The 20,311-nt window shown below is 68.6% G+C and carries 20 protein-coding genes and 1 tRNA gene; 17 read left to right on the top strand and 4 right to left on the bottom strand.

Annotation, left to right across the window (positions count from 1 at the left end; translation table 11 throughout):
• Nucleotides 1-6 precede the first annotated feature (6 nt).
• From ACLJO0_RS34325 to ACLJO0_RS34275, 11 genes are all read left to right on the top strand, one after another.
• The gene (locus ACLJO0_RS34325) at nt 7-636 is read left to right on the top strand and encodes a class F sortase (RefSeq protein WP_410583209.1); all 630 of its coding nucleotides are present in this window, start codon (nt 7-9) and stop codon (nt 634-636) included.
• 117 nt (nt 637-753) lie between these two features.
• The gene (locus ACLJO0_RS34320; RefSeq protein WP_410583207.1) at nt 754-1,419 is read left to right on the top strand and encodes a class F sortase; all 666 of its coding nucleotides are present in this window, start codon (nt 754-756) and stop codon (nt 1,417-1,419) included.
• A 93-nt stretch (nt 1,420-1,512) separates the two neighbouring features.
• Nucleotides 1,513-2,901, top strand: coding sequence for a glycine--tRNA ligase (locus tag ACLJO0_RS34315; RefSeq protein ID WP_125793233.1), 1,389 nt, complete (start codon nt 1,513-1,515; stop codon nt 2,899-2,901).
• 168 nt (nt 2,902-3,069) lie between these two features.
• Complete coding sequence (locus ACLJO0_RS34310) at nt 3,070-3,993, top strand: ABC transporter ATP-binding protein (RefSeq protein ID WP_410583205.1); 924 nt, start codon at nt 3,070-3,072, stop codon at nt 3,991-3,993.
• Nucleotides 3,990-4,718 carry an ABC transporter permease gene (locus tag ACLJO0_RS34305; protein WP_410583204.1) on the top strand — a complete coding sequence of 243 codons (729 nt, stop codon included), beginning with the start codon at nt 3,990-3,992 and terminating at the stop codon, nt 4,716-4,718. Before ACLJO0_RS34310 ends, ACLJO0_RS34305 begins: the two co-directional genes overlap by 4 nt.
• A gap of 15 nt (nt 4,719-4,733) precedes the next feature.
• On the top strand, nt 4,734-5,930 hold the full coding sequence (locus tag ACLJO0_RS34300) for a sensor histidine kinase (protein ID WP_410583202.1): 1,197 nt from the start codon (nt 4,734-4,736) through the stop codon (nt 5,928-5,930).
• Nucleotides 5,927-6,532: a response regulator transcription factor gene (locus ACLJO0_RS34295; RefSeq protein WP_410583200.1), complete on the top strand. Its 606-nt coding sequence runs from the start codon at nt 5,927-5,929 to the stop codon at nt 6,530-6,532. Before ACLJO0_RS34300 ends, ACLJO0_RS34295 begins: the two co-directional genes overlap by 4 nt.
• Nucleotides 6,533-6,564: 32 nt before the next feature.
• Nucleotides 6,565-7,197 (top strand): YdcF family protein, encoded by a 633-nt coding sequence (locus ACLJO0_RS34290; protein ID WP_125793237.1) that lies wholly within the window; start codon nt 6,565-6,567, stop codon nt 7,195-7,197.
• A gap of 39 nt (nt 7,198-7,236) precedes the next feature.
• Nucleotides 7,237-8,508 carry a deoxyguanosinetriphosphate triphosphohydrolase gene (locus tag ACLJO0_RS34285; protein ID WP_410583199.1) on the top strand — a complete coding sequence of 424 codons (1,272 nt, stop codon included), beginning with the start codon at nt 7,237-7,239 and terminating at the stop codon, nt 8,506-8,508.
• A 313-nt stretch (nt 8,509-8,821) separates the two neighbouring features.
• Nucleotides 8,822-9,898, top strand: coding sequence for a serpin family protein (locus ACLJO0_RS34280; RefSeq protein WP_410583198.1), 1,077 nt, complete (start codon nt 8,822-8,824; stop codon nt 9,896-9,898).
• Nucleotides 9,899-9,907: 9 nt separating this feature from the next.
• Nucleotides 9,908-11,710 carry a glycosyl transferase gene (locus ACLJO0_RS34275; RefSeq protein WP_410583197.1) on the top strand — a complete coding sequence of 601 codons (1,803 nt, stop codon included), beginning with the start codon at nt 9,908-9,910 and terminating at the stop codon, nt 11,708-11,710.
• A gap of 9 nt (nt 11,711-11,719) precedes the next feature.
• Here the strand turns inward: ACLJO0_RS34275 and ACLJO0_RS34270 are convergent, their stop codons facing one another.
• Nucleotides 11,720-12,859 (bottom strand): aldehyde dehydrogenase family protein, encoded by a 1,140-nt coding sequence (locus tag ACLJO0_RS34270; RefSeq protein WP_410583195.1) that lies wholly within the window; start codon nt 12,857-12,859, stop codon nt 11,720-11,722.
• Between the two features lie 203 nt (nt 12,860-13,062).
• Between ACLJO0_RS34270 and ACLJO0_RS34265 the strand changes: the two genes are divergently transcribed.
• Nucleotides 13,063-13,629 (top strand): carboxymuconolactone decarboxylase family protein, encoded by a 567-nt coding sequence (locus tag ACLJO0_RS34265; RefSeq protein ID WP_410583194.1) that lies wholly within the window; start codon nt 13,063-13,065, stop codon nt 13,627-13,629.
• Between the two features lie 74 nt (nt 13,630-13,703).
• On the opposite strand, the gene ACLJO0_RS34260 is transcribed toward ACLJO0_RS34265, so the two are convergent.
• A complete protein-coding gene (locus ACLJO0_RS34260; RefSeq protein ID WP_410583192.1) occupies nt 13,704-14,642 on the bottom strand; it encodes a sigma-70 family RNA polymerase sigma factor in 939 nt (312 codons plus the stop codon).
• A gap of 45 nt (nt 14,643-14,687) precedes the next feature.
• On the opposite strand from ACLJO0_RS34260, the gene dnaG reads away from it, so the two are divergent.
• The 3 genes from dnaG to ACLJO0_RS34245 are packed head-to-tail and all read left to right on the top strand — an operon-like array spanning nt 14,688 to nt 17,905.
• On the top strand, nt 14,688-16,592 hold the full coding sequence (gene dnaG, locus ACLJO0_RS34255) for a DNA primase (RefSeq protein WP_410583191.1): 1,905 nt from the start codon (nt 14,688-14,690) through the stop codon (nt 16,590-16,592).
• Between the two features lie 2 nt (nt 16,593-16,594).
• Nucleotides 16,595-17,107 (top strand): hypothetical protein, encoded by a 513-nt coding sequence (locus ACLJO0_RS34250; RefSeq protein WP_410583189.1) that lies wholly within the window; start codon nt 16,595-16,597, stop codon nt 17,105-17,107.
• A gap of 33 nt (nt 17,108-17,140) precedes the next feature.
• Nucleotides 17,141-17,905 (top strand): trans-aconitate 2-methyltransferase, encoded by a 765-nt coding sequence (locus ACLJO0_RS34245; protein WP_410583188.1) that lies wholly within the window; start codon nt 17,141-17,143, stop codon nt 17,903-17,905.
• A gap of 74 nt (nt 17,906-17,979) precedes the next feature.
• Here ACLJO0_RS34245 and ACLJO0_RS34240 read toward each other — a convergent pair whose 3' ends face one another.
• Nucleotides 17,980-18,159: a hypothetical protein gene (locus ACLJO0_RS34240; protein WP_007031230.1), complete on the bottom strand. Its 180-nt coding sequence runs from the start codon at nt 18,157-18,159 to the stop codon at nt 17,980-17,982.
• Nucleotides 18,160-18,321: 162 nt separating this feature from the next.
• Here ACLJO0_RS34240 and ACLJO0_RS34235 point away from each other — a divergent pair.
• A tRNA-Asn gene (locus tag ACLJO0_RS34235) sits at nt 18,322-18,394 on the top strand.
• A 489-nt stretch (nt 18,395-18,883) separates the two neighbouring features.
• Here ACLJO0_RS34235 and ACLJO0_RS34230 read toward each other — a convergent pair.
• A complete protein-coding gene (locus ACLJO0_RS34230) occupies nt 18,884-19,252 on the bottom strand; it encodes a hypothetical protein (protein ID WP_410583187.1) in 369 nt (122 codons plus the stop codon).
• A 196-nt stretch (nt 19,253-19,448) separates the two neighbouring features.
• On the opposite strand from ACLJO0_RS34230, the gene ACLJO0_RS34225 reads away from it, so the two are divergent.
• On the top strand, nt 19,449-20,045 hold the full coding sequence (locus ACLJO0_RS34225; protein WP_410583186.1) for a hypothetical protein: 597 nt from the start codon (nt 19,449-19,451) through the stop codon (nt 20,043-20,045).
• The last annotated feature ends 266 nt before the right edge of the window (nt 20,046-20,311 follow it).

Genomic DNA, 20,311 nt, shown 5'->3' with positions numbered 1-20,311 from the left:
GCCCCCGTGCGGCCCTGGCTGGCGGGACTCTCCGCCGTCGTCTCCGCGCTCGCCATTTCCGCGGGCGTGATCGTGCTGACCTGGATCCCGCCCGAACAGGCGGTCTCGTTCGCGGAACCCGCGGTCATACCGGGCGAAGACGGCGCTCCCTTGGCGCTGCCCGCCGACAGTTCGACACGCGGGCAGCGGCCCGGCACCATCCGGCTGCCCGAAGGTGGATCGGCGAAGCTCGTCCGCTCCGAGGTCAACTCCGACGGTGTCCTCCCGATCCCGCGAGGGCTCGGCGACGCGGCCTGGTGGGGTGCGCGGCTCGGTGCCGAAGCGGGTACGTCGCTGATCTCCGGGCACGTCAACTGGGGTGGCGTCAAAGGACCGTTCGACGAGCTGTGGCGGATGCGGGAAGGCCAGGAAGTGGCCGTCAGCGACGCTGCGGGCGGCATCTGGGTCTATCGCGTGCGCGAGGTCGTCACGGTGCACAAGAACGACCTGCCCGCGCAGGCGGCGAAGCTGTTCGCGCAGAGCGGGCCGCACCGGCTGGTCCTGGTGACCTGCGGCGGCGACTACCTCGGCGGAACGGACGGCTACCGGGACAACCGGGTCATCGTCGCGACTCCCGTCTCCGGACCGCCCGCCTGAACTCCCGCAATTCGTCATCTGGATGCGGGAAGTCGGTGCAACCTCTCTCGGCTCGCGTCGCGTGTCTAGCGACACCGGCCGCTTCGGCGGCTTGACGCGAGCAAGGAGTAATACCCGATGGTGGGACAGTTTGACGTGGATGACGCCGCCGCGGCGGGCGAGGAGCGGCCGAAGAAGCGCTCCGTCCTGGGCTGGGTCCTCGCCTGTGCCGCGATCTTCGTGGTGGCGGCCGTGGTCGCGGTGGTCGTGTTCACCGGAAAGAGTGATCCCGTCGTCGCGGCCGCTCAGGACCAGGCGAACACGTCGGCCGTGCAAACGTCCGAAGTCCCCGCCGGGCAGGCGCCCGGCACGGTCAAACTCCCCGGTGGTGGCACGGCGAAACTGATCCGCAAGGAACTGACCGCCGACGGGACCCTCCCCATCCCCGAGGGTCTCGACGAAGCCACCTGGTGGGGCGCGAAACTGGGCGCCGACCAGGGCGCGTCCCTCCTTTCCGGGCATGTGAACTGGAAGGGGAAGAAGGGCCCGTTCGACGAGTTGTGGCGGCTCAAGGCCGGTCAGCAGGTGGATGTCGTCGACACCGACGGCGGCAAGTGGGTCTACAAGATCGACGAGATCGTCACCGTGCACAAGACGAAGCTGGCCGAGCAGGCGGAGAAGCTGTTCGGGCCGGACGGACCGCATCGGCTGGTGCTGGTCACCTGTGGTGGCGAGTACGTCGGCGGGACCGACGGTTACGAGGACAACCGCATCGTCACCGCCTCGTTGGTGAGCCGCCCCTGACCCGTTCCAACCTCGCCGGAAGTCGCGCGGGACCTCCCGGTTAGTCTTGTCGTTCTAGTCCGATAACCGTCCCCGCATGCTTCGGAGCGTGGAGTGCCCGCCAACACCATTGAGACCGTCGTCAGCCTGTGCAAGCGTCGAGGCTTCGTTTTCCCGTGTGGAGAGATCTACGGCGGTACCAAGTCGGCGTGGGACTACGGGCCCCTCGGTGTCGAACTCAAGGACAACATCAAGCGCCAGTGGTGGAAGACCGTGGTGCAGAGCCGGGACGACGTCGTCGGCCTCGACTCCTCGGTGATCCTGCCGCGTCAGGTGTGGGTCGCGTCGGGTCACCTCGACGTCTTCACCGACCCGCTGATCGAATGTCTCTCCTGCCACAAGCGGTTCCGCGCCGACCAGCTGGCCGAGGACTTCTCCGCCCGTTCGGGCAAGGAGGTGTCCGAGGACGACCTGTCCGAGGTGCCGTGCCCGAACTGCGGCAACCGCGGGCAGTACACCGCGCCGCGTGACTTCAACATGATGCTCAAGACCTACCTCGGCCCGGTCGAGTCCGAGGAAGGCGTGCACTACCTCCGCCCGGAGACCGCGCAGGGCATCTTCATCAACTTCCTCAACGTGCAGACCGCGGCGCGCAAGAAGCCGCCGTTCGGCATCGGCCAGATCGGCAAGTCGTTCCGGAACGAGATCACGCCGGGCAACTTCATCTTCCGCACGCGCGAGTTCGAGCAGATGGAGATGGAGTTCTTCGTCGAGCCGGGCGAGGACGAGACCTGGCACCAGTACTGGATCGACGCGCGCACCGAGTGGTACAAGGACCTCGGCATCAAGGCGGACAACCTCCGCCTTTACGAGCACCCGAAGGAAAAGCTCTCCCACTACTCGAAGCGCACCGTCGACATCGAGTACCGCTTCGCGTTCAACGCGGGCCAGGAGTGGGGCGAGCTCGAGGGCATCGCGAACCGCACCGACTTCGACCTCACGACGCACTCGAACCACTCCGGCGTGGACCTGTCGTTCTTCGACCAGGCCACGAAGCAGCGGTTCCGCCCGTTCGTCATCGAGCCCGCGGCCGGTGTCGGCCGGTCGATGATGGCGTTCCTCGTCGACGCGTACCACGAGGAAGAGGTGCCGAACGCCAAGGGCAGCACCGACACCCGCGCGGTGCTCAAGCTGGACTACCGGCTCGCGCCGTTCAAGGTCGCCGTGCTCCCGTTGTCCCGCAACGCCGATCTCACGCCGAAGGCGCGCGACGTCGCGGCGGCGCTGCGCAAGCACTGGAACGTCGACTTCGACGACGCCGGAGCGATCGGCCGCCGTTACCGGCGCCAGGACGAGATCGGGACGCCGTACTGCGTCACCGTCGACTTCGATTCGCTCAACGACCACGCGGTGACCGTGCGCGAGCGCGACACCATGGCGCAGGAGCGGGTCGCGATCGACAAGCTGGAGTCGTACCTGGCGGGTCGGCTGATCGGCGCCTGACGCTCTTTTTCCCACCCGGCGAAACGCCATGAAAGGTCCTTTCCTTGCAAAATTTGCAAGGAAAGGACCTTTCATGGCGTTCGGGGAGCCTCACCCCTGACAACTGTCACCCTCAGGTCATGACGCGCGACCCACGTCCACGGCGCCCCGCCGCGACAAGCTCTAAGCATGCGAGAACAAGACATCACCGCAGGGGCGGCGGTACGGCTTTCCGGGCTGCGTAAGCACTATGGCGACGTCCACGCGGTCGACGGCGTGGAACTGACGATCGCGCCGGGCGAGGTGGTCGCCCTCCTCGGCCCCAACGGCGCGGGCAAATCCACCACGGTCGACATGATCCTGGGGCTCACGGCACCCGACAGCGGCACCGTGACCGTCTTCGGGCGCGAGCCGGGCGACGCGGTCGGCGACGGGATGATCGGCGCGATGCTGCAGGGCGGCGCGCTCGTCGAGGATCTCACGGTCGGCGAGACCGTCGGCATGGTCGCCGCGCTGCACCGCAAGCCGATGCCCGTGCGTGAGGCGCTGCGCCGCGCGGGGATCGAAGATCTCGCGGACCGGCGCTCCACCAAGCTTTCCGGCGGGCAGAAACAGCGTGTGCGGTTCGCCGTCGCGCTCGTGAGCGACCCCGATCTGCTGATCCTCGACGAGCCGACCGCCGCGATGGACGTCGGCACGCGCCGCGAGTTCTGGAAGTCGATGTACGAGTACACGAACTCCGGCCGCACGGTCCTGTTCGCCACTCACTATCTCGAAGAGGCCGAGGAGTTCGCCGACCGTGTCGTGCTGATGCGGTCGGGGCGGATCGTGGCGGACGGTTCGGTCGCGCAGGTCCGTGCGCTGGCGGGGGGACGCACGATCCGCGCGGTGGTGCCGGCGGCGGCGGAGCCGGTGATCGCGGGGCTGCCCGCGATCACCGCGTTCGAACTCCGCGGCGGCCGTGCCGCGATCTCCAGTTCCGATTCCGACGTCACGCTGCGGGCGCTGCTGACCCACGTGCCCGAGGTGCGCGACATCGAGATCAGCGCCGTCGGCCTCGAAGGCGCGTTCCTTTCCCTGACCACCGACAGCACCGAGGAAGCCGTCCGATGAACCCGACCTATCTCAAGACCGAGATCGTCCGCACCTTCCGTTCGACGCGGTTCGTGCTCTTCGCCGTCGCCTTCCCGGTGCTGATGTTCCTGTTGCAGGCCAACGTTTTCGGCGGCTCCAACGTGAACATCGCCGGAGTGATCATGGTCAACATGATGGCCTTCGGCACCTTCTCCGCCGCGATGACGAGCGGCACGAAACTGGCCATCGAACGGTCCACCGGATGGCAGCGCCAGTTGCGGCTCACCCCACTGACCGGCGCGGGTTATCTCGGCGGCAAGGCGCTCTCGTCGATGCTCGTCGCCCTTCCCGCGCTGCTCGTCGTCCCACTGGTCGGCGTCCTCTTCCAGGGCGTCCACCTCGACGCCGCCGGCTGGCTGCGGCTGGTGTTCGGCATCTGGCTCGGCGCGATCCCGCTGGTGCTGCTCGGCCTGCTGCTCGGCCAGTTCGGCACGCCGGAGTCGATGCAGCCGGTGAACATGATCGTCATGATGGGCATGGGCTTCCTCGGCGGCCTGTGGATCCCCATCGACGGGATGCCGTCGTGGATGGCCGATCTCGCTCAGCTGACGCCGACGTACTGGCTGATCCAGCTGGTCCGCCCGGTGGTCACCGACCATCTCACGGTGAGCCTCACGGCCGCACTCGGCGTGCTGGCGGCGTGGACCGCGGTCCTCGGGACGCTGGTGATCAGGCGTTACCGTAAGGACAGTGCGCGGGTCTGAGAAGAGGGTGAACCGGTGAGCGACTACCCGGGCAGAGTCAGAACGGGCTTGAACAGCCGGGAGAACTGGTGGGCGGACATGCCGCCGCGGACCGGCCGGGGTCCCCGGCCGAGGCGGTGGGTGTTCTTCGGCCTCGCCTTCATCGTGCCCGGCTTCGTCCCCGCGGCGGTCGATCTGGCCACCGACGGGGCGACCGCGAAAGAGCTGGTGATCGCCGCTCTCCTGCTCTTCTACGGCTCCTGCTACGTGCTGTTCCCGCTCAGCCTGCGGCCCTCCCAGCGGAAGGCGACCTACGTCTTCTCGGTGCTGATGCTGCTCATCGGTCTCGCGCTGGTGTTCCTGCACGACAACAACCCGTACGTCCTGATCTACGCGACGGCTGTGCTGGCCTTCACGCTGCCGCCGGCGTGGGCGCTGATCCTGGACGGTGGCGCGCTCCTGCTGGTGCTGGCCGTCCACCTGGCCCTCGGGAAGGACGACTTCGGGGACATCGTCGCGGTCACCTCGATCACGGCGGCGATGTTCTTCATGGCGAACCTGGTCCGCGCGGTGCGGAAACTGGAGGCGGCCAACCAGGAGATCGCGACGCTCGCGGTCGCGGGTGAACGCGAGCGCCTGGCACGGGATCTGCACGACATCCTCGGCCACAGTCTCACCACCATCACGGTCAAGGCGGGGCTCGCGCGCCGGATCCTGGAGAGCGGCAAGGACGACAGCCGCGCGCTGCAGGAGATCAGCGAGGTCGAGAGCCTGACCCGCAGCGCGCTCACGGACATCCGCGCCACCGTCTCCGAGTACCGCGAGGTGTCGCTGTCGGCGGAGGTCGCCGGGGCGAGGGCGGCGCTGCGGGCGGCGGAGATCGACGCGGAGCTGCCGCACGCGGTGGACAACGTCGATCCCGCCCTGCAACGGACCTTCGGCTACGTGCTGCGGGAGGCCGTGACCAACGTGCTCCGGCATTCCGGGGCGAAGCGGGTCAAAGTCCGCTTCGGCAAGACGTGGCTGGAGGTCGAGGACGACGGCGAGGGCAGCGAGGAGAAGCCGGGCAACGGCCTGCGCGGGCTCGCCGAACGCTTGGCCGCGGTCGGCGGGACCTTGACCGCCACCACGCCGCCTGGGGGAGGATGGCTCGTCCGGGCGGAGGTACCCGAATCCGCCTTGCGGAGCGTCGCGCGTGCGCCGCTCTCCGAACCCGCTGGAGGCTGCGCGTGATCCGGGTCCTGCTCGCCGACGACCAGGCGATGGTGCGCGGGGCGTTGGCCACCGTGCTCGGCCTCGAAACCGACATCGAGGTGGTCGCCCAGGTCGGCTCGGGCGACGAAGTGCTCCAACGGGCGAAGGAGACCGCTCCGGACGTCGCGCTGCTCGACGTCCAGATGCCGGGCAAGGACGGTCTCGAAGCCGCCGCGGAACTGCACGGCGCGCTCCCGTTGTGCCGGATCATCATCTGCACCACCTTCGGCAGACCCGGTTATCTCTCGCGGGCGATGGCGGCGGGCGCGGCCGGATTCGTGGTCAAGGACGCGCCGCCGGAGCAGCTCGTCGACGCCGTCCGCCGGGTCCACGGCGGGCTCCGGGTGGTCGATCCCGCGCTCGCCGCCGAATCGCTCGCCACCGGCGCGAGCCCGCTCACCGGACGCGAGCACGACGTCCTGCGGGCCGCCAAGGACGGCAGCACGGTGGCCGGCATCGCGGGTGCGCTGCACCTTTCCGAAGGCACCGTGCGCAACCATCTCTCGGCCGCGATGGGCAAGACCGGGGCGAGGACACGGGCCGAGGCGGTGCGGCTCGCGGAAGAGCACGGCTGGCTCTGAGATCGTCTCGCCGCTCTGCGAGAATCACTCTCGTGAGTACCGCCGAACGGACGAAACCCACCCGCGCGAACTGGGTGCGCCGGATCCTGGCGGGTTTCCTGCTGATCGTCGTCGCGGTGATCGGCGGAACGGCGTTCCGGGTCTGGCAGGTCGCGCGGGAGGACGTGCGCGATCAGGCCGACGTCATCGTGGTGCTCGGCGCCGCCCAGTACAACGGCAGGCCGTCGGAGATCTTCCAGGCCCGGCTGGCGAAGGCGAAGACGCTGTACGACCAGGGCGTCGCGAAGGTGATCGTCACCGCGGGCGGCAAGAAGGCCGACGACAACTACACCGAGGCGCAGGCGGGTGTGCAGTGGCTGCGCAAACGCGGCGTGCCCCAGTCGGCGACGCTGCCCGTCGGCGAGGGCAGCGACACCCTGCGCAGCCTGCGCGCGGTCGCCGAGCAGGTGCAGAAGCGGGGATGGAAGACCGCGGTGCTCGTCAGCGACCCGTGGCATTCGTTCCGCGCGCGGGTGATGGCCGACGACCTCGGGCTGGAGACCTGGACCTCGCCGACCCACCGCGGTCCGGTCGTGCAGGCCCGCGAGACGCAGGCGCGCTACATCGTCCGTGAGACCGGCGCGCTGCTGTATTACCGGCTCACGAAGTCCCCGGCCGTCGTCTGAAACCCGCTGAGTGTCGGTGACCAGGCTTAAGCTGGTCGGGTGAGCGACACCTACACCCAGGCCGACAGGGCGCGTCTGCTGCCCGAGCGGCCCAAGGGCGCGGCGCTGGAGGGCGCCAGTGATGGGCGAAGCGCCTTCGCCCGTGATCGCGCGCGGGTTCTGCACTCGGCGGCGCTGCGGCGGCTGGCAGGCAAGACGCAGGTGGTCGGGCCGGGTGAAGGCGCCGAGGTCAGCGGCGTGCCGCGCACCCGGCTGACGCATTCGCTGGAGGTCGCGCAGATCGGCAGGGGGATCGCGGACGAACTGGGCGCGGACCCGGATCTGGTGGACACCGCCGGTCTCGCGCACGACATCGGGCATCCGCCGTTCGGGCACAACGGCGAGCGCGCGCTGAACGAGGTCGCGCAGCCGTGCGGTGGTTTCGAGGGCAACGCGCAGACGTTGCGGATCCTGACCAGGCTGGAGCCCAAGGTCCTGCTCGAAGGCGGGGTCGTCTGCGGGTTGAATCTCACCCGCGCCTGTCTCGACGCCTCGACGAAGTACCCGTGGCAGCGTGAAGAGGGCAATCCGAAGTACGGCGTCTACGCCGACGACGCCGAGGTGTTCGCGTGGGTCCGGGAGGGCGCGCCGGAGCGTCGCACCTGTCTCGAAGCGCAGATCATGGACTGGTCCGACGACGTCGCGTACTCGGTGCACGACGTCGAGGACGGGGTGCTGGCCGGCCGGATCTCGTTGCGGGTGCTGGCCGACGCGGAGGAACGCGCGGCGGTGGCCGAGGCGGCGCGCCGATTCTCGGGGCAGTCTCAGTCCACTTTGGAGGGTGCGGCGAAGGAACTGCTCGACCTGCCCGTGGTCGCCGAACTCATCGAACCGGGCCTCGACGGATCGCTCAAGGCGCAGGTCGCGCTGAAGCGGCTGACGAGTGAGCTGGTCGGCAGGTTCGCGACGGCGGTGGTCGGCGCGACGCGGGAGGTGCACGGCGAAGGACCGCTGAGCCGCTACGCCGCGCGGCTCGTCATCCCGGAGCAGGTCGCGGCCGAGGTCGCGTTGTTCAAGGCGCTCGCGCTGCGGTACGTGATGAGCGACAGGCGGCGTCTCGCGATGCAGGACGGCCAGCGTCAGACGCTCGCCGAACTGGTCGAGGCGCTGTGCCGCCGCGCGCCCGACGCGCTCGACGGGCTGTTCCTTCCCGCGTGGGAGGCCGCCCCGGACGACGCGGCACGCCTGCGCGTGGTCGTCGACCAGGTGGCGTCGCTCACGGACGCGCAGGCCTACGCGTGGCATGCCTGGCACACGGGCCGGCACGGCTGACGGGAGCTTGTAGGTACCTCTGTGGATTCCGGCTGCGGTTGATCCCAGGCATTCACACGCAAGAAGCGCCGCAGGTCACGCAGTGGGTACCTAAGGGGAGACTCGCCAGAGCGACCCGAAACACTCACGACCGCCTGTACCGAACGGCGGGTTCGCGTGACTGAGTGGACGGCACGTGTGTCGTCCCTCTGATCACGTGTGTCGTCCGTGCGATCACGCGACACCGCCACCTGCGCCGCCTGAGCCGGACCGCCGGCAAGGCGGAACTTTCGGACAGGAGACGGACGGGCCCGTGCACGGTACGGTCTGCGGCATGGGCGCTGTCGAAAGCCACCTCCGGTTTGGTCTGGACCTCTATCGGGTGCTGGCGAGCCGCACGGAGAACGCGTGCTTCTCGCCGTACTCGATCGCGAGCGCGCTCGGCCTGGTGACGCAGGCCGCCAAGGGGAAGACCAGAGAAGAACTGATCGCGCTGCTCGGCGACCCGGACGAGCTCGCCGACCTGCTGGGCAAGGCCTCGTCGTTGCTCGACGACGGCCCCGAACTCGCGGTCGCGAACACGCTCTGGGCCTGGGACGGGCTCCCGATCGAGGATTCCTTCCGCGCGGAACTCGCCTCCTGGCCGGGCGGGAAGGTCGAGAGCGCCCCGTTCGGCGACGATCCGGAGGCCGCGCGGCGGCTGATCAACGCCGATGTCGCCGAGGCCACCCGCGAGCTGATCCCCGAACTGCTGAAGCAGGGAACCGTCGCGCCGGACACCGTCGCCGCGATCGTCAACGCCCTGTATCTCAAAACCGCGTGGACCAATCCGTTCTCCGGTGACAACACCGCGCCCGCGGACTTCCACGCACCGTCCGGTACCCGTACGGTGCCGACGATGTGGCTCGAAAAACAGCTCGACCACACCCACGAGGACGGCTGGCAGGTCGTCCGCCTCGGTGCCGAGGGCGGGGTGGAGGCGGTCATCCTGCTGCCGGACGGCGATCTCGACGACGCCGAACTCGACGCGGGCAAGCTGGCGGTCCTGCTGGAGAACACGCGGTCCAAGACGATCGCCCTGTCACTGCCGAAACTCGACCTCGACGTCGACAGCCCGCTGACGGCGAAACTCCAGGATCTCGGTGTGCGCACGATGTTCACCGCCGCCGCAGACCTCACCGCGCTCGCCGACGACGACCGGCTCGAAGTGTCCGAGGTCGTCCACCAGTCCGTGCTCCGCATCGACGAACAAGGCCTCGAAGGTGCCGCCGCGACGGCGGTGCTGATGCGGCTGACGTCGCTCATCGTCGACGAACCCCTGGAAGTCGCCGTCGATCGCCCCTTCCTTCTGCTCGTCAGGCATGCCTCGACGGGTGTGATCTACTTTCTCGCCCGCGTTGTCGAGCCGTGAGGATGGTCAGTGAGTCTTTTCCAGGCTGAGGCGGCGGACGTGGAGGCCGGGAAGACTCCCACGAGACCTCGCCGGTTCGCCGCCGCCGACGCCGCCATCATGGGCGGCTTCCTGCTGTTCGCCTTCCTGCTCTACAACGGGCTCTGGCTCGACCTCAAGGAGGGCTATCTCTGGAACAGCGCGTCGGACCAGAACCTGTGGGAGTGGTTCTTCTCCGTCACCGCGGACAACGTGCTGCACCTGAGGAATCCGCTCAGCTCGCACTTCCAGAACCATCCGCTCGGCGTGAACCTGATGGCCAACACGGCCATGCTCGGCGTCGGCATCCCGCTGGCGCCGGTCACGCTCACCTTCGGCCCGACGGTCACCTGGGCCATCGCGCTCACCGGTGGCCTCGCCGGCACGGCGGCGGCCTGGTACTGGGTCTTCTCGCGGCATCTGGTCACCCACCGGGTCGGCGCGGCCATCGGCGGCGCGTTCGCCGGCTTCGCCCCGCCGATGATCTCGCACGGCAACGCGCATCCGAACTTCGTCGCGTGGTTCGTCCTGCCGTTCATCGCGCTGCTGGTCTTCAAGATCGCGCGCGGCGAGCGTCCGGTGCGCAACGGGATCTTCCTCGGCCTGCTGGCGGCGTACCAGATCTTCCTCGGTGAAGAACCGCTGCTGATCTTCGCGATGGCGTTCGCGATCTTCGCCATCGCGTACTTCGCGACGAACTACCGCGAGTTCCCGCCGATGGCGAAACCGCTGGGGATCGGCGTCGGCATCGGTGTCCTCGTGGCGCTCGTGCTGTGTGCTTTCCCGCTGTGGTGGCAGTTCTTCGGCCCGCAGAGCTATCAGGCGATCGAGCACGGCCCCGTCGGGAACGACACCGCCGCGTTCACCCGGTTCGCGACCCAGTCGGTCGCCGGGCAGCCGCAGGCCGCCGCGGACGTGTCGATGAACCGCACCGAGGAGAACGCCTTCTTCGGCTGGCCGTTGATCGTGCTGATGGTGGTGATCACCGCCTGGCTGTGGCGTGAGGTGTTCGCGCGGGCGCTGGCGATCTCGATGTTCGTGATGGCCTGGCTTTCCCTTGGTGTGCAACTGATCGTGGTGCACGAGGAGACCGGGATCCCGGGGCCGTGGAAACTCTTCTCCGAACTGCCCCTGTTCGAGTCGCTGCTGGAATCGCGGCTCGCGATGGGCTGCATCCCGCTCATCGGCGCGTTGCTGGCGCTGGCGACCGAGCGCGTCTACGCGGTCGCGTCGCAACTGCCGGAAGTGCCGGGGGAGCGGCGATTTCCGTTGCGGCTGGTGTGGATCGGCGTCGTGATCGCGGTTCTGCTGCCGATCGCGCCGACGCAACTGATCGTGAAGGACCGGCCGCCGACGCCGCGGTTCCTCGCCGACGGGACCTGGCGGAGCTACGTCGCGCCCGGCGGGACCGTGGTACCCGTGCCGTTGCCGAGTTCCGGCGAATCCGAACCACTGCACTGGCAGATCGACGCGGGACTCGGCTACGCGATGCCGGAGGGCTACTTCGTCGGGCCGAGCGGCCCGGACGACAAACGCGGCCGCTACGGCGCCATCCAGCGGCCGACGTCGATCATCTTCGACCAGATCAAGCAGACCGGCATCCCGGCGACGATCACCGAGTCGCAGCGGGAGCAGGCGCTAGCGGATCTGCGGTACTGGAACGCCGACGTCCTCGTGCTGATCCCGCGCGAGCACCAGGACGCCTTCCGGGCCACCGTCGACCTGCTGCTGCGGAAACCCGCCGAGTTCGTCGACGGCGTCTGGGTGTGGGACGTGCGGACGATCACTCCCTGACCGCGGGATTCACGAGGCCTTGTGCTCGTTGACCCACACCGTCCCGTATTCGAGCCGCGCCGCGACTGCCTCGGCGTGCTCCTCGTCCGTGCCCCACACCGATGCGCGCGGGCCGGGCGTCGTGGCGTTGGCGAGCCCGAGCGCTTCGTCCGCTGTGGAGCATCGGACGACCGGCAGCACCGGGCCGAATTGTTCCTCGGCCACCACGCGCATCCCGTCGTGTGCTTCGGCGACGATCGCCGGGGCGAAGAAGTAGCCGGGTCCGTCGAGCGGTCCGCCGGTGACGATCCGCGCGCCGTCCGACCTGGCCTCCTCGGTGAGGCCGGTGACGCGGTCGTGCCGCGCCCGGTTGTTCACCGGGCCGATCTGCGTCCCAGGCGTCCGCCCGTCGCCGACCACGACCTTCGCCGCCAGGGCCGCGAGCGCCTCGACTACGCCGTCGTACGCGGACCCGACGGCGTAGACCCGTTCGACCGCCGTGCACAGCTGCCCGCAATTGGTGAACGCGCTCCAGAACAGGCTTTCCGCGATGAGGGCCGGATCGGTGCCGGGGAGCACGATCGCGGGATCGTTGCCGCCCGGTTCCGGCCTCGGCCGTCGCAGTCCGGGCGCGGCGGCCAGCCGCTCGCCGAGCGGATCCCGTCCGGTGAGCACCGTCAGCACCCCCGGCGGCAGCACCTCCGCCAGCATCCGGCCCAGGTGCAGGGTGGTGAGCGGGGTATGCGGCGACGGTGTGAGCACCACCGTGTCGCCCGCGGCGAACGACGGCGCGAGTTCCGCGGCGGCCAGTCGCACGGGAAAGCTCCACGGCGTGATCGCGGCGACCGGGCCTTGGCCGACGAGAAGCGATCCTCCCCGCGCACCGGCGAAGTACCGGAACCGCGCGGCGGCCTCGGTGAACTCCTCTTTGGCTTCCCGGAGCGGTTTCCCCTGCTCCTCGGTCAGCACGGGGGCCAGCACCGGCGCGGCCTCCTCGACGACGACCGCGCACGACATCAGCGCGGCGTGCCGATCCGAGACATGCCAGGCGGGCCAGGCCCCGACGGCGGCGCGTACCGCTTTGTCGACATCGGCCGGGCCGTCGTCCGGGACGGTCGTGATCGGCCGCCCGGTCGCGGGATTCTCGACGGCGAGCCTCGGATGGTCCATGTGTTCCTCCGGGGTGAGAGTGCGGAGGGCTCGCCGGTTGTATCGAAGGAATCGCAGAGCGTAAGCGTACCTTCATTGATCGAATGAGGGTTCCGGCGAAAAGGCTAAATACTCCGCGTGGTCCACGTCACCGGAGAGCGCCTGTCACGTCTGCGCCGCCGGCCTCGTCCAGAGGGTGATCGCAACCGCACGAGGAGGACACCATGCCGCGCATTCCCGCCGTCAAGACCGCCGAAGCCGGCTTCCTGCTGAAGCTGATCTACAAGTTCGCCGGCAAACGCTTCGGTGCCGTCCCCGAGCCGATGGCCGTCTACGCGCACCACCCGGCACTGCTCCGGGCCAACGGCATGCACGAAATGCTGGTGGAAAAGGCCAGCAAGACGCTGCCCGCCAACGTGCGCGAGCTGGCCGTGTACCGCGTCGCGACCCAGCTCGGCTGCACGTGGTGCATCGACTTCGGGACCATGCTGCAACTGCACGAGGGGCTCGACATCGAACGGCTGAAGAACATCGACGACTACGCGAAGTCGCCCGCCTTCACCGACCAGGAACGGCTCGGGCTCGCGTATGCCGACGCGATGACCGCGAGCCCGGTGACCGTCACCGACGAGCAGGTCGCCGAACTGGAACGCGAGTTCGGCCGCAAGGGCGTCATCGAGCTGACCTACCAGATCGGGCTCGAGAACATGCGTGCCCGGATGAACAGCGCCCTCGACATCACCGCGCAGGGCTTCACCTCGGGCGACGCCTGCAAGATCCCGCTTCCCTGACCCTCCGTCGCAATTCGTCACCTGCTTGCGAGGGTTCGGCGCCCCGAACCCCCGCAAGCAGGTGACGAATTGCGTCAGGGGCCGACGCGGGTCCGCGCGGTGGTGAGCTTGTCCGGGTTCGCCATGTCGTAGATCGCCACGATCTTCCCGTCGCGGATGACGAACGCGTCGACGTGCTCGTCGAGCGCCCGGTAGCCGGCGGAGGCCGCCTGCGGCGGGATGTACAGCCCGAGGTCGCCGTTGACGAGCGCGACCCTTGCCTGCTCGATCCCGGCCGGGTCGTACATCCGCATGAGCCCCTGGAACAGCCGGGTGACCTTGTCGAACCCGGCGACCGTGCGCACCGCCGTGCGCGCCTTGCCACCGCCGTCGCCGACGAGGACGACGTCGGGGTGGAGGACCTCCGCCACCGCCTGGATGTCGCCGGTGAGCATCGCGGTCATGAACTTCTCGATGATCTGCTGCTGCTCGGCGAGCACCGTCCGGGGCGGCGGATCGGCGTCGGCGACCGCGCGGCGGCCGCGGGAACCGTGCTGGCGCGCGGCCTCCGGCGTGCAGCCCAGGATCTCGGCGATCTCGCCGAACGGCACCGAAAACGCGTCGTGCAGGACGAACGCGACGCGCTGCTCCGGCGTGAGCCGGTCGAGGACCACCATCGCCGCCATCCGCATCCCGTCGTCGCGGACCGCGACGGTCAGCGGATCCTCCGACGACGGCGTGCCCAGCGGGCCGAGGACCGGTTCGGGCAGCCATTCGCCGACGTACCGTTCGCGGCGCACCACCGCGGACCGCAGCCGGTCGAGGCAGATCCGGCTGACGACGGTGGTCAGCCAGCCCTTGTGGTCTTCGATGGCCGAACGGCGGCGCTCGTCCAGGCCGCTCAGGCGCAGCCAGGACTCCTGGACCGCGTCCTCGGCGTCGGACAGCGTGCCGGTGAGCCGGTAGGCGACCGACACCAGATGAGGGCGCAGCGTGGCGAAGTTCCCGGCGAGTTCGTCCAGGGCGGTGCTCATTCCCCGAGTGTGCCGCACAGTGCTCCGCGAGCGGGAACTAGAGTGATGAGCGTGGCAGGACGGATTCGGGACAGCGACATCGCGGAGGTGCGCGAGCGCAACCGGATCGACGAGGTCATCGCGGATTACGTGGCCCTCCGCAACGCCGGCGGCGGCAGCCTGAAAGGGCTTTGCCCGTTCCACAACGAGAAGACCCCGTCGTTCAACGTGCGCCCCTCCCACGGCACCTTCCACTGCTTCGGCTGCGGCGAAGGCGGTGACGTGATCAAGTTCATCCAGAAGATGGACCTGATCTCGTTCGTCGAAGCCGTCGAGCGGCTCGCGGATCGCGCGGGGTTCCGGCTGACCTACGAAGGCGGCGGCGGAAGCGTCCAGCGGGATCGCGGCACCCGCGCCCGGCTGATCGAAGCGCACCGCGCGGCCCAGGAGTTCTACGCCGAGCAGCTGCTCACCCCGGACGCGCGCGCGGCGAGGGACTTCCTGTCCGAACGGGGTTTCGACGCCGCCGCCGCGCAGACGTTCGGCTGCGGATACGCGCCCGCCGGCTGGGACAAGCTCACCAAACATCTGCTCAACCGCGGTTTCGAGGTCAAGGAACTGCTCACGGCCGGGCTGGCCAAGGAAGGCCAGCGCGGGCCGATGGACCGGTTCAACCGGCGGCTGCTCTGGCCCATCCGCGACGTCGGCAACGAGGTGGTCGGGTTCGGCGCGCGGCGCCTGTACGACGACGACCGTGTCTCGGCGAAGTACCTGAACACCGCGGAATCGCCGATCTACAAGAAGTCGCAGGTCATGTTCGGCCTCGATCTGGCCAAACGCGAGATCGCGAAGCGGCACCAGGTCGTCGTCGTCGAGGGCTACACCGACGTGATGGCGATGCACGCCGCCGGAGTTCCGACGGCCGTGGCGTCGTCGGGCACGGCGTTCGGCGAGGACCACATGAAGGTCCTCCGGCGGCTGATGATGGACGACGACGCCTTCCGCGGCGAAGTGATCTTCACCTTCGACGGTGACGAAGCCGGCCAGAAGGCGGCGTTGAAGGCCTTCGAGGGCGACCAGACCTTCGCCGGGCAGACCTACATCGCGGTCGCCCCCGACGGCATGGACCCCTGTGAACTGCGGCTCGCCAAGGGCGACACCGCCGTGCGCGACCTGGTCGCGCGGCGGATCCCGCTGTTCGAATTCGCGATCAAGAGCATGCTCAAGGGCTTCGACCTCGACTCCGTCGACGGACAGGTCGCGGCGCTGCAGAAGACCGTCCCGATGGTCGCGGGCATCAAGGACCGCGCAAGCCGCGACGGCTACGCGTCGAAACTCGCCTGGTGGGTCGGCTGGCAGGACGCGGCACAGGTGGTGAACCGGGTCCGCGGCAGCGCGGGTGCCACGGCGAAACGCTCCACGACGATCGAGGTCCGGCGGCCCGCCACCGGGGCCACGGCCACCGCCGAGGAGGACCTGCCACGGCCCGCGCCCGGCGATCCGCGGTTCATCGCGCAGCGTGAGGCGCTCAAGGCGGCCCTGCAGCAGCCGATGCTCGCCGGGGCGGAGTACGACGCGCTCCCCGAGGACGCGTTCACCCATCCGGTTTACGTCGCCATCCACAAGGCGTTGCTGTCCGCCGGGGGAGCGGGTTCCGGGCTGACCGGGCCATCCCTGCTCGACGCGGCCGTCCCGCACTGTCCGCAAGGGACGGTGCGGCGAGTGCTCAGCGAACTTTCGGTGGAACCGTTGCGCGCCAAGGGCGAGGTCGACTCGCGCTACATTTCCGCGCAGCTCGCGGCGGTGCAGGAAAGCCTGGTCGCCCGCCAGATCAACGAGATCAAGTCGAAGCTCCAGCGGCTTTCGCCGGTCGAGGCGCCGGACGACTACCGCGCGCTGTTCGGCGACCTCGTCGCGCTCGAGCAGTACCGGAAGGCGCTTAAGGAACAGGCCATCGGCGGATTGGACTGAGCATGGGCTGGCTGCGTCACCTGCTGGGTGACCGTGTCCCGGCGGATTTCGACGGCACACTGGACGACGGCGAGCACGTCGTCGGGAGCGCGGCCGTCGAGGGCGGCGGATACCTGCTGGTGACGGCGCTGGGGTTGTGGATCCCGGGGCCGCGCAGGGTCGGCTGGCATCTGGTCGGCAAGGCCGCGTGGTCGGACGGCGTGCTGACCCTGACCGAATCCGAGGAGACCGGGACCGCGGGGAAGGCCGTGCTGCTGGCCGACAAGACGCCGGTCCGGTTCCGGCTCGCCCGGCCGGGCAAGGTCCCGCTCCTGGTGCGGCAGCGGGTCGACGGCTCGGTCCGCGGGCGGCATCGCAAGGACTTCGGGACCGGCGGAGCGTGGTTCGTCGAGCGCAAGGTCCCCGGCCAGGACGGCACGGTGCTGCAGGTGCGGCCCGATCCGGGCACGGACGCCGACGTGGTCAAGGCGATCGCCGAGGAAGCGGCCGAGAAACTGGCGAAGCCCCACGGCTAGCAGTACGCTCGTACTGTATCGCTGGGAGGCGCCATGTGGGATCCGGTCAAGTACCTCGACTACGCCGGCCTCCGGGCCAGGCCGTTCCATGACCTCGTCGGGCGGATCACGGCGGAGAAACCCCGCCGGGTCGCCGACCTCGGCTGCGGCCCCGGCAACCTGACCGCGGGGCTGGCGGAACGCTGGCCGGACGCGATCTTCGAGGCGAGCGACAGTTCACCCGAAATGGTCGAAGCCGCACGCTCACGCGGCGTCGACGCGCGAGTGCTCGACGTCAACGACTGGGTGCCCGAACCGGACACCGACGTGGTGATCTCGAACGCCGTGCTCCAGTGGGTCCCGGAGCACCGTGACCTGCTCCGCCGCTGGGTGGGCCTCCTGCCGTCCGGGGCGACGCTCGCGTTCCAGGTCCCCGGCAACTTCGACGCCCCGTCGCATGCCCTGGTCCGCGCCCTCGCGCGCACCGAGGAGTGGGCTCCGCGCCTCGCCGACGTCGTCCTGCGGGAGAACGAGGCCGTCGACAGCCCGCTCGGCTACGGGAACCTGCTCGCCGACGCCGGCTGCGCCGTCGACGCCTGGGAGACGACGTACCTGCAGCGGCTGGCGGGGGAGGACGCCGTACTCGAATGGATCACCGGCACCTCGCTGCTGCCGGTCAAAGAGGCCCTCGCCGGAGCCGAATGGGACCAGTTCCGCGCGCAGATCGCCCGCGAACTGGACAAGGCCTACCCGCCGCGCCCCGACGGGACCACCTGGTTCGAGTTCCGGCGCGTCTTCGTGGTCGCCACGGTGGGCTGACTTCTCTGTATGCGAAAGGGCCCTTGACCGCGTCTCATGCGGTGAAGGGCCCTTTCGGCACGTCTTGGGTGCGGTCAGCGCTGAGGCCGCCCGAACCGCTCACCGACCTTGGCGCGAGCGACCCCGGCGGCGCCCTGCACCATGGGGTGGTCAGCGATCTTGCGGTACGTCCGCACGATCTGCTCGTACCGTCCCCGGCCGGCCTTCGCGCCCAATACGTAGCCCGCGGCCGCACCCAGCAGGAACATCTTCATCCGAGTCCACGCCTCCTTCGATCTTGCTCCGGCTGCCATTGTCCCTCAAAACGCGAGCTTGACGAGGTGGCCGGAGAAAGTGGGGGTGGGTGCACGGCCGCCGGAGGGCATGGGCTAAAGTTCTCTCATCGGTCGGAGCGATCCGGCCGGTACGGAGCACGATCCCCTGTAGCTCAACTGGCAGAGCATTCGGCTGTTAACCGGAGGGTTCTTGGTTCGAGTCCAAGCGGGGGAGCACAAGCCCAGGCCACGCGGCCTGGGCTTCTTCGTGTCTGGGGTACCAGGGGCGATTTGGTGCCGATTTTGACGCTCGTCCAGATGACTGCCCGGTGACTGCTGTAATGGCCGTACGCGTGGCTTGATCGGTATGTCGTATTGACGGAGCGTAGCCGTAACAGGCCCGCCGGTCTCATTGGTTGCGGAAGCGTGTTTTGCCGCCGGTTCGAGAGTTCACAAAGGATGGCCACCACAACCAGGCGCTGATCCCGAAGCCTCGAAACCAGGCGCCGAGCCACCTGAAAAGCCTGCGCGCGCTACCTGTCACGCCGGCAGGAACCTCCACAGGTGTTCTGCGGGAGCTGCGTTCCTGGGCCGGGCGGCCCAGGCCACTCACCGCCGACCGCGTTTGTCGAGGATCAGGAAGAACGGGTGATCGTAGATCCACTCGCCCGACGTCCGCTCATGCCGACGACCGGACGTGACCTTCCTGGTCCATGACAGGCATTCAGCGAAGTCGGCCTGCGTCGTACTCCTTCAGGGTGTACCGAGCGCTGGTCGAGTGAAGGCCGACATCGTCGGGCGAGTCCCGCAGGGACTCCAATACCTGTCGTGCTCGCTGTTCGTCCCATCGCAGCGCGTCTGCCGCCGCCCACAAGCGGACTGTCGGGTGGGGGTGGTCCAAGAGTGCCGAGATGGCCGCGCGCCCGGTCTCGGACATCGACAGCACCAGTCGCTGCGTTTCCAGCCGATTCACCAGCCGGTTCCATGATCTCGGAGCTGCGACTGCGCCCTTGCCCCCGGACATTTCCGCCATCTTGAGCAACGTGTCGCGGTAGACGGCGGATGCGCGCTCAACGTCCCCCACATCCGGCATGCCGCAAGGATGCCAGCTGATATCCGCTCATGCCGCGAATCGGTCGATGCGCAGCGACCGGGCGCGAGGTCATGCCGATGAGCGGCCACGGCATTGCAGTTAGTGACCCAGGTCTGTGGTAGCGAACGGCTGTCCAGTTCGTCGCAGGTACACGCTGCAGTGTGGCGGCCAGGGATCCTGGACGCTGCTGGTGTTCGTGGCGGAGCTGCTAGAGGTCGAGTTGGATGCCTGGATCCAGCCCGCAGTCCTCGATCTCCGTGATGCGCCGGTCCATCGCATCGATCAGTTCTCGGTCGAGCTCCTCCACGGCACCCCGTTCGCTGCCATGTATTCGGTAATCGTGACGATCGCAGGAATCACGGCGATGCTCGTAGCGGCAACGGTTACGACGGCTTCTGCCGCGCCGGGCGGGTTTACCGCCGCAGCGGTCCACGGCGGTGGTACAGGCGCTACGGCAACGTCCGCCACGGGAGCCATGGGTTGGTCCACTTCCCTGAAGACTGTCACCCTCACGAACGTCAGATTCTTTGTCAAAGGTGGTGAGTGCGCCTACCTGCTGATCGCCGGGTACCAAGGCGGCACTGTGGTGACTGATCCGTACCGGTACCCCGCAAGCGGCAGCGTCTGCCCAGCTGTCAACCACACATATTCGCTCGGGACAATCACCGAGACATCGGGCCCTCCTGGAGGAGTCCAAGAGCTGGGAGTTTTCGTAACCGACGTTCGGGATGTCATCACCGGCTATGCGGAGTGCTATCAAACCGCGTCCGCCTGCATACGCGGCCAGTACTGACAAATGTCGATGCGGGGCTCAAGAATGCGATTTCGCTTGGCGGATTAGTAGCTGCAGGAACTCGCTACGCCGAGCGACGTGCTGTGAGAGCTGGCCCGGGCCACCGACAGCGGAGAACGCCCTGGTCGCAAAAGATCGACATGGCACGAGCGGCGAGAACCTGCACCGCTGGTCAGTAGGTGTAGATTCTCACGATTTGTGTTGAAATCCCGCCTGTCCTGTCGTGTGACTGTCGTCAACGACATTCCGGTGAGATTCCGTGCGGC

It is taken from the genome of Amycolatopsis sp. lyj-108 (genome assembly GCF_046549005.1).
Taxonomy (GTDB): Bacteria; Actinomycetota; Actinomycetes; order Mycobacteriales; family Pseudonocardiaceae; genus Amycolatopsis.
This window is presented reverse-complemented; position numbering and strand designations above follow the sequence as displayed.

Bases quoted from the DNA above. Each gene is read 5' to 3' on its own strand.
- ACLJO0_RS34230 (WP_410583187.1), bottom strand. From the start codon at position 19,252: ATGCCGGATGTGGGGGACGTTGAGCGCGCATCCGCCGTCTACCGCGAC.
- ACLJO0_RS34305 (WP_410583204.1), top strand. From the start codon at position 3,990: ATGAACCCGACCTATCTCAAGACCGAGATCGTCCGCACCTTCCGTTCG.
- ACLJO0_RS34310 (WP_410583205.1), top strand. From the start codon at position 3,070: ATGCGAGAACAAGACATCACCGCAGGGGCGGCGGTACGGCTTTCCGGG.
- ACLJO0_RS34240 (WP_007031230.1), bottom strand. From the start codon at position 18,159: ATGAAGATGTTCCTGCTGGGTGCGGCCGCGGGCTACGTATTGGGCGCG.
- ACLJO0_RS34250 (WP_410583189.1), top strand. From the start codon at position 16,595: ATGGGCTGGCTGCGTCACCTGCTGGGTGACCGTGTCCCGGCGGATTTC.
- ACLJO0_RS34320 (WP_410583207.1), top strand. From the start codon at position 754: ATGGTGGGACAGTTTGACGTGGATGACGCCGCCGCGGCGGGCGAGGAG.
- ACLJO0_RS34260 (WP_410583192.1), bottom strand. From the start codon at position 14,642: ATGAGCACCGCCCTGGACGAACTCGCCGGGAACTTCGCCACGCTGCGC.
- ACLJO0_RS34270 (WP_410583195.1), bottom strand. From the start codon at position 12,859: ATGGACCATCCGAGGCTCGCCGTCGAGAATCCCGCGACCGGGCGGCCG.
- ACLJO0_RS34245 (WP_410583188.1), top strand. From the start codon at position 17,141: ATGTGGGATCCGGTCAAGTACCTCGACTACGCCGGCCTCCGGGCCAGG.
- ACLJO0_RS34265 (WP_410583194.1), top strand. From the start codon at position 13,063: ATGCCGCGCATTCCCGCCGTCAAGACCGCCGAAGCCGGCTTCCTGCTG.
- dnaG (WP_410583191.1), top strand. From the start codon at position 14,688: ATGAGCGTGGCAGGACGGATTCGGGACAGCGACATCGCGGAGGTGCGC.
- ACLJO0_RS34280 (WP_410583198.1), top strand. From the start codon at position 8,822: ATGGGCGCTGTCGAAAGCCACCTCCGGTTTGGTCTGGACCTCTATCGG.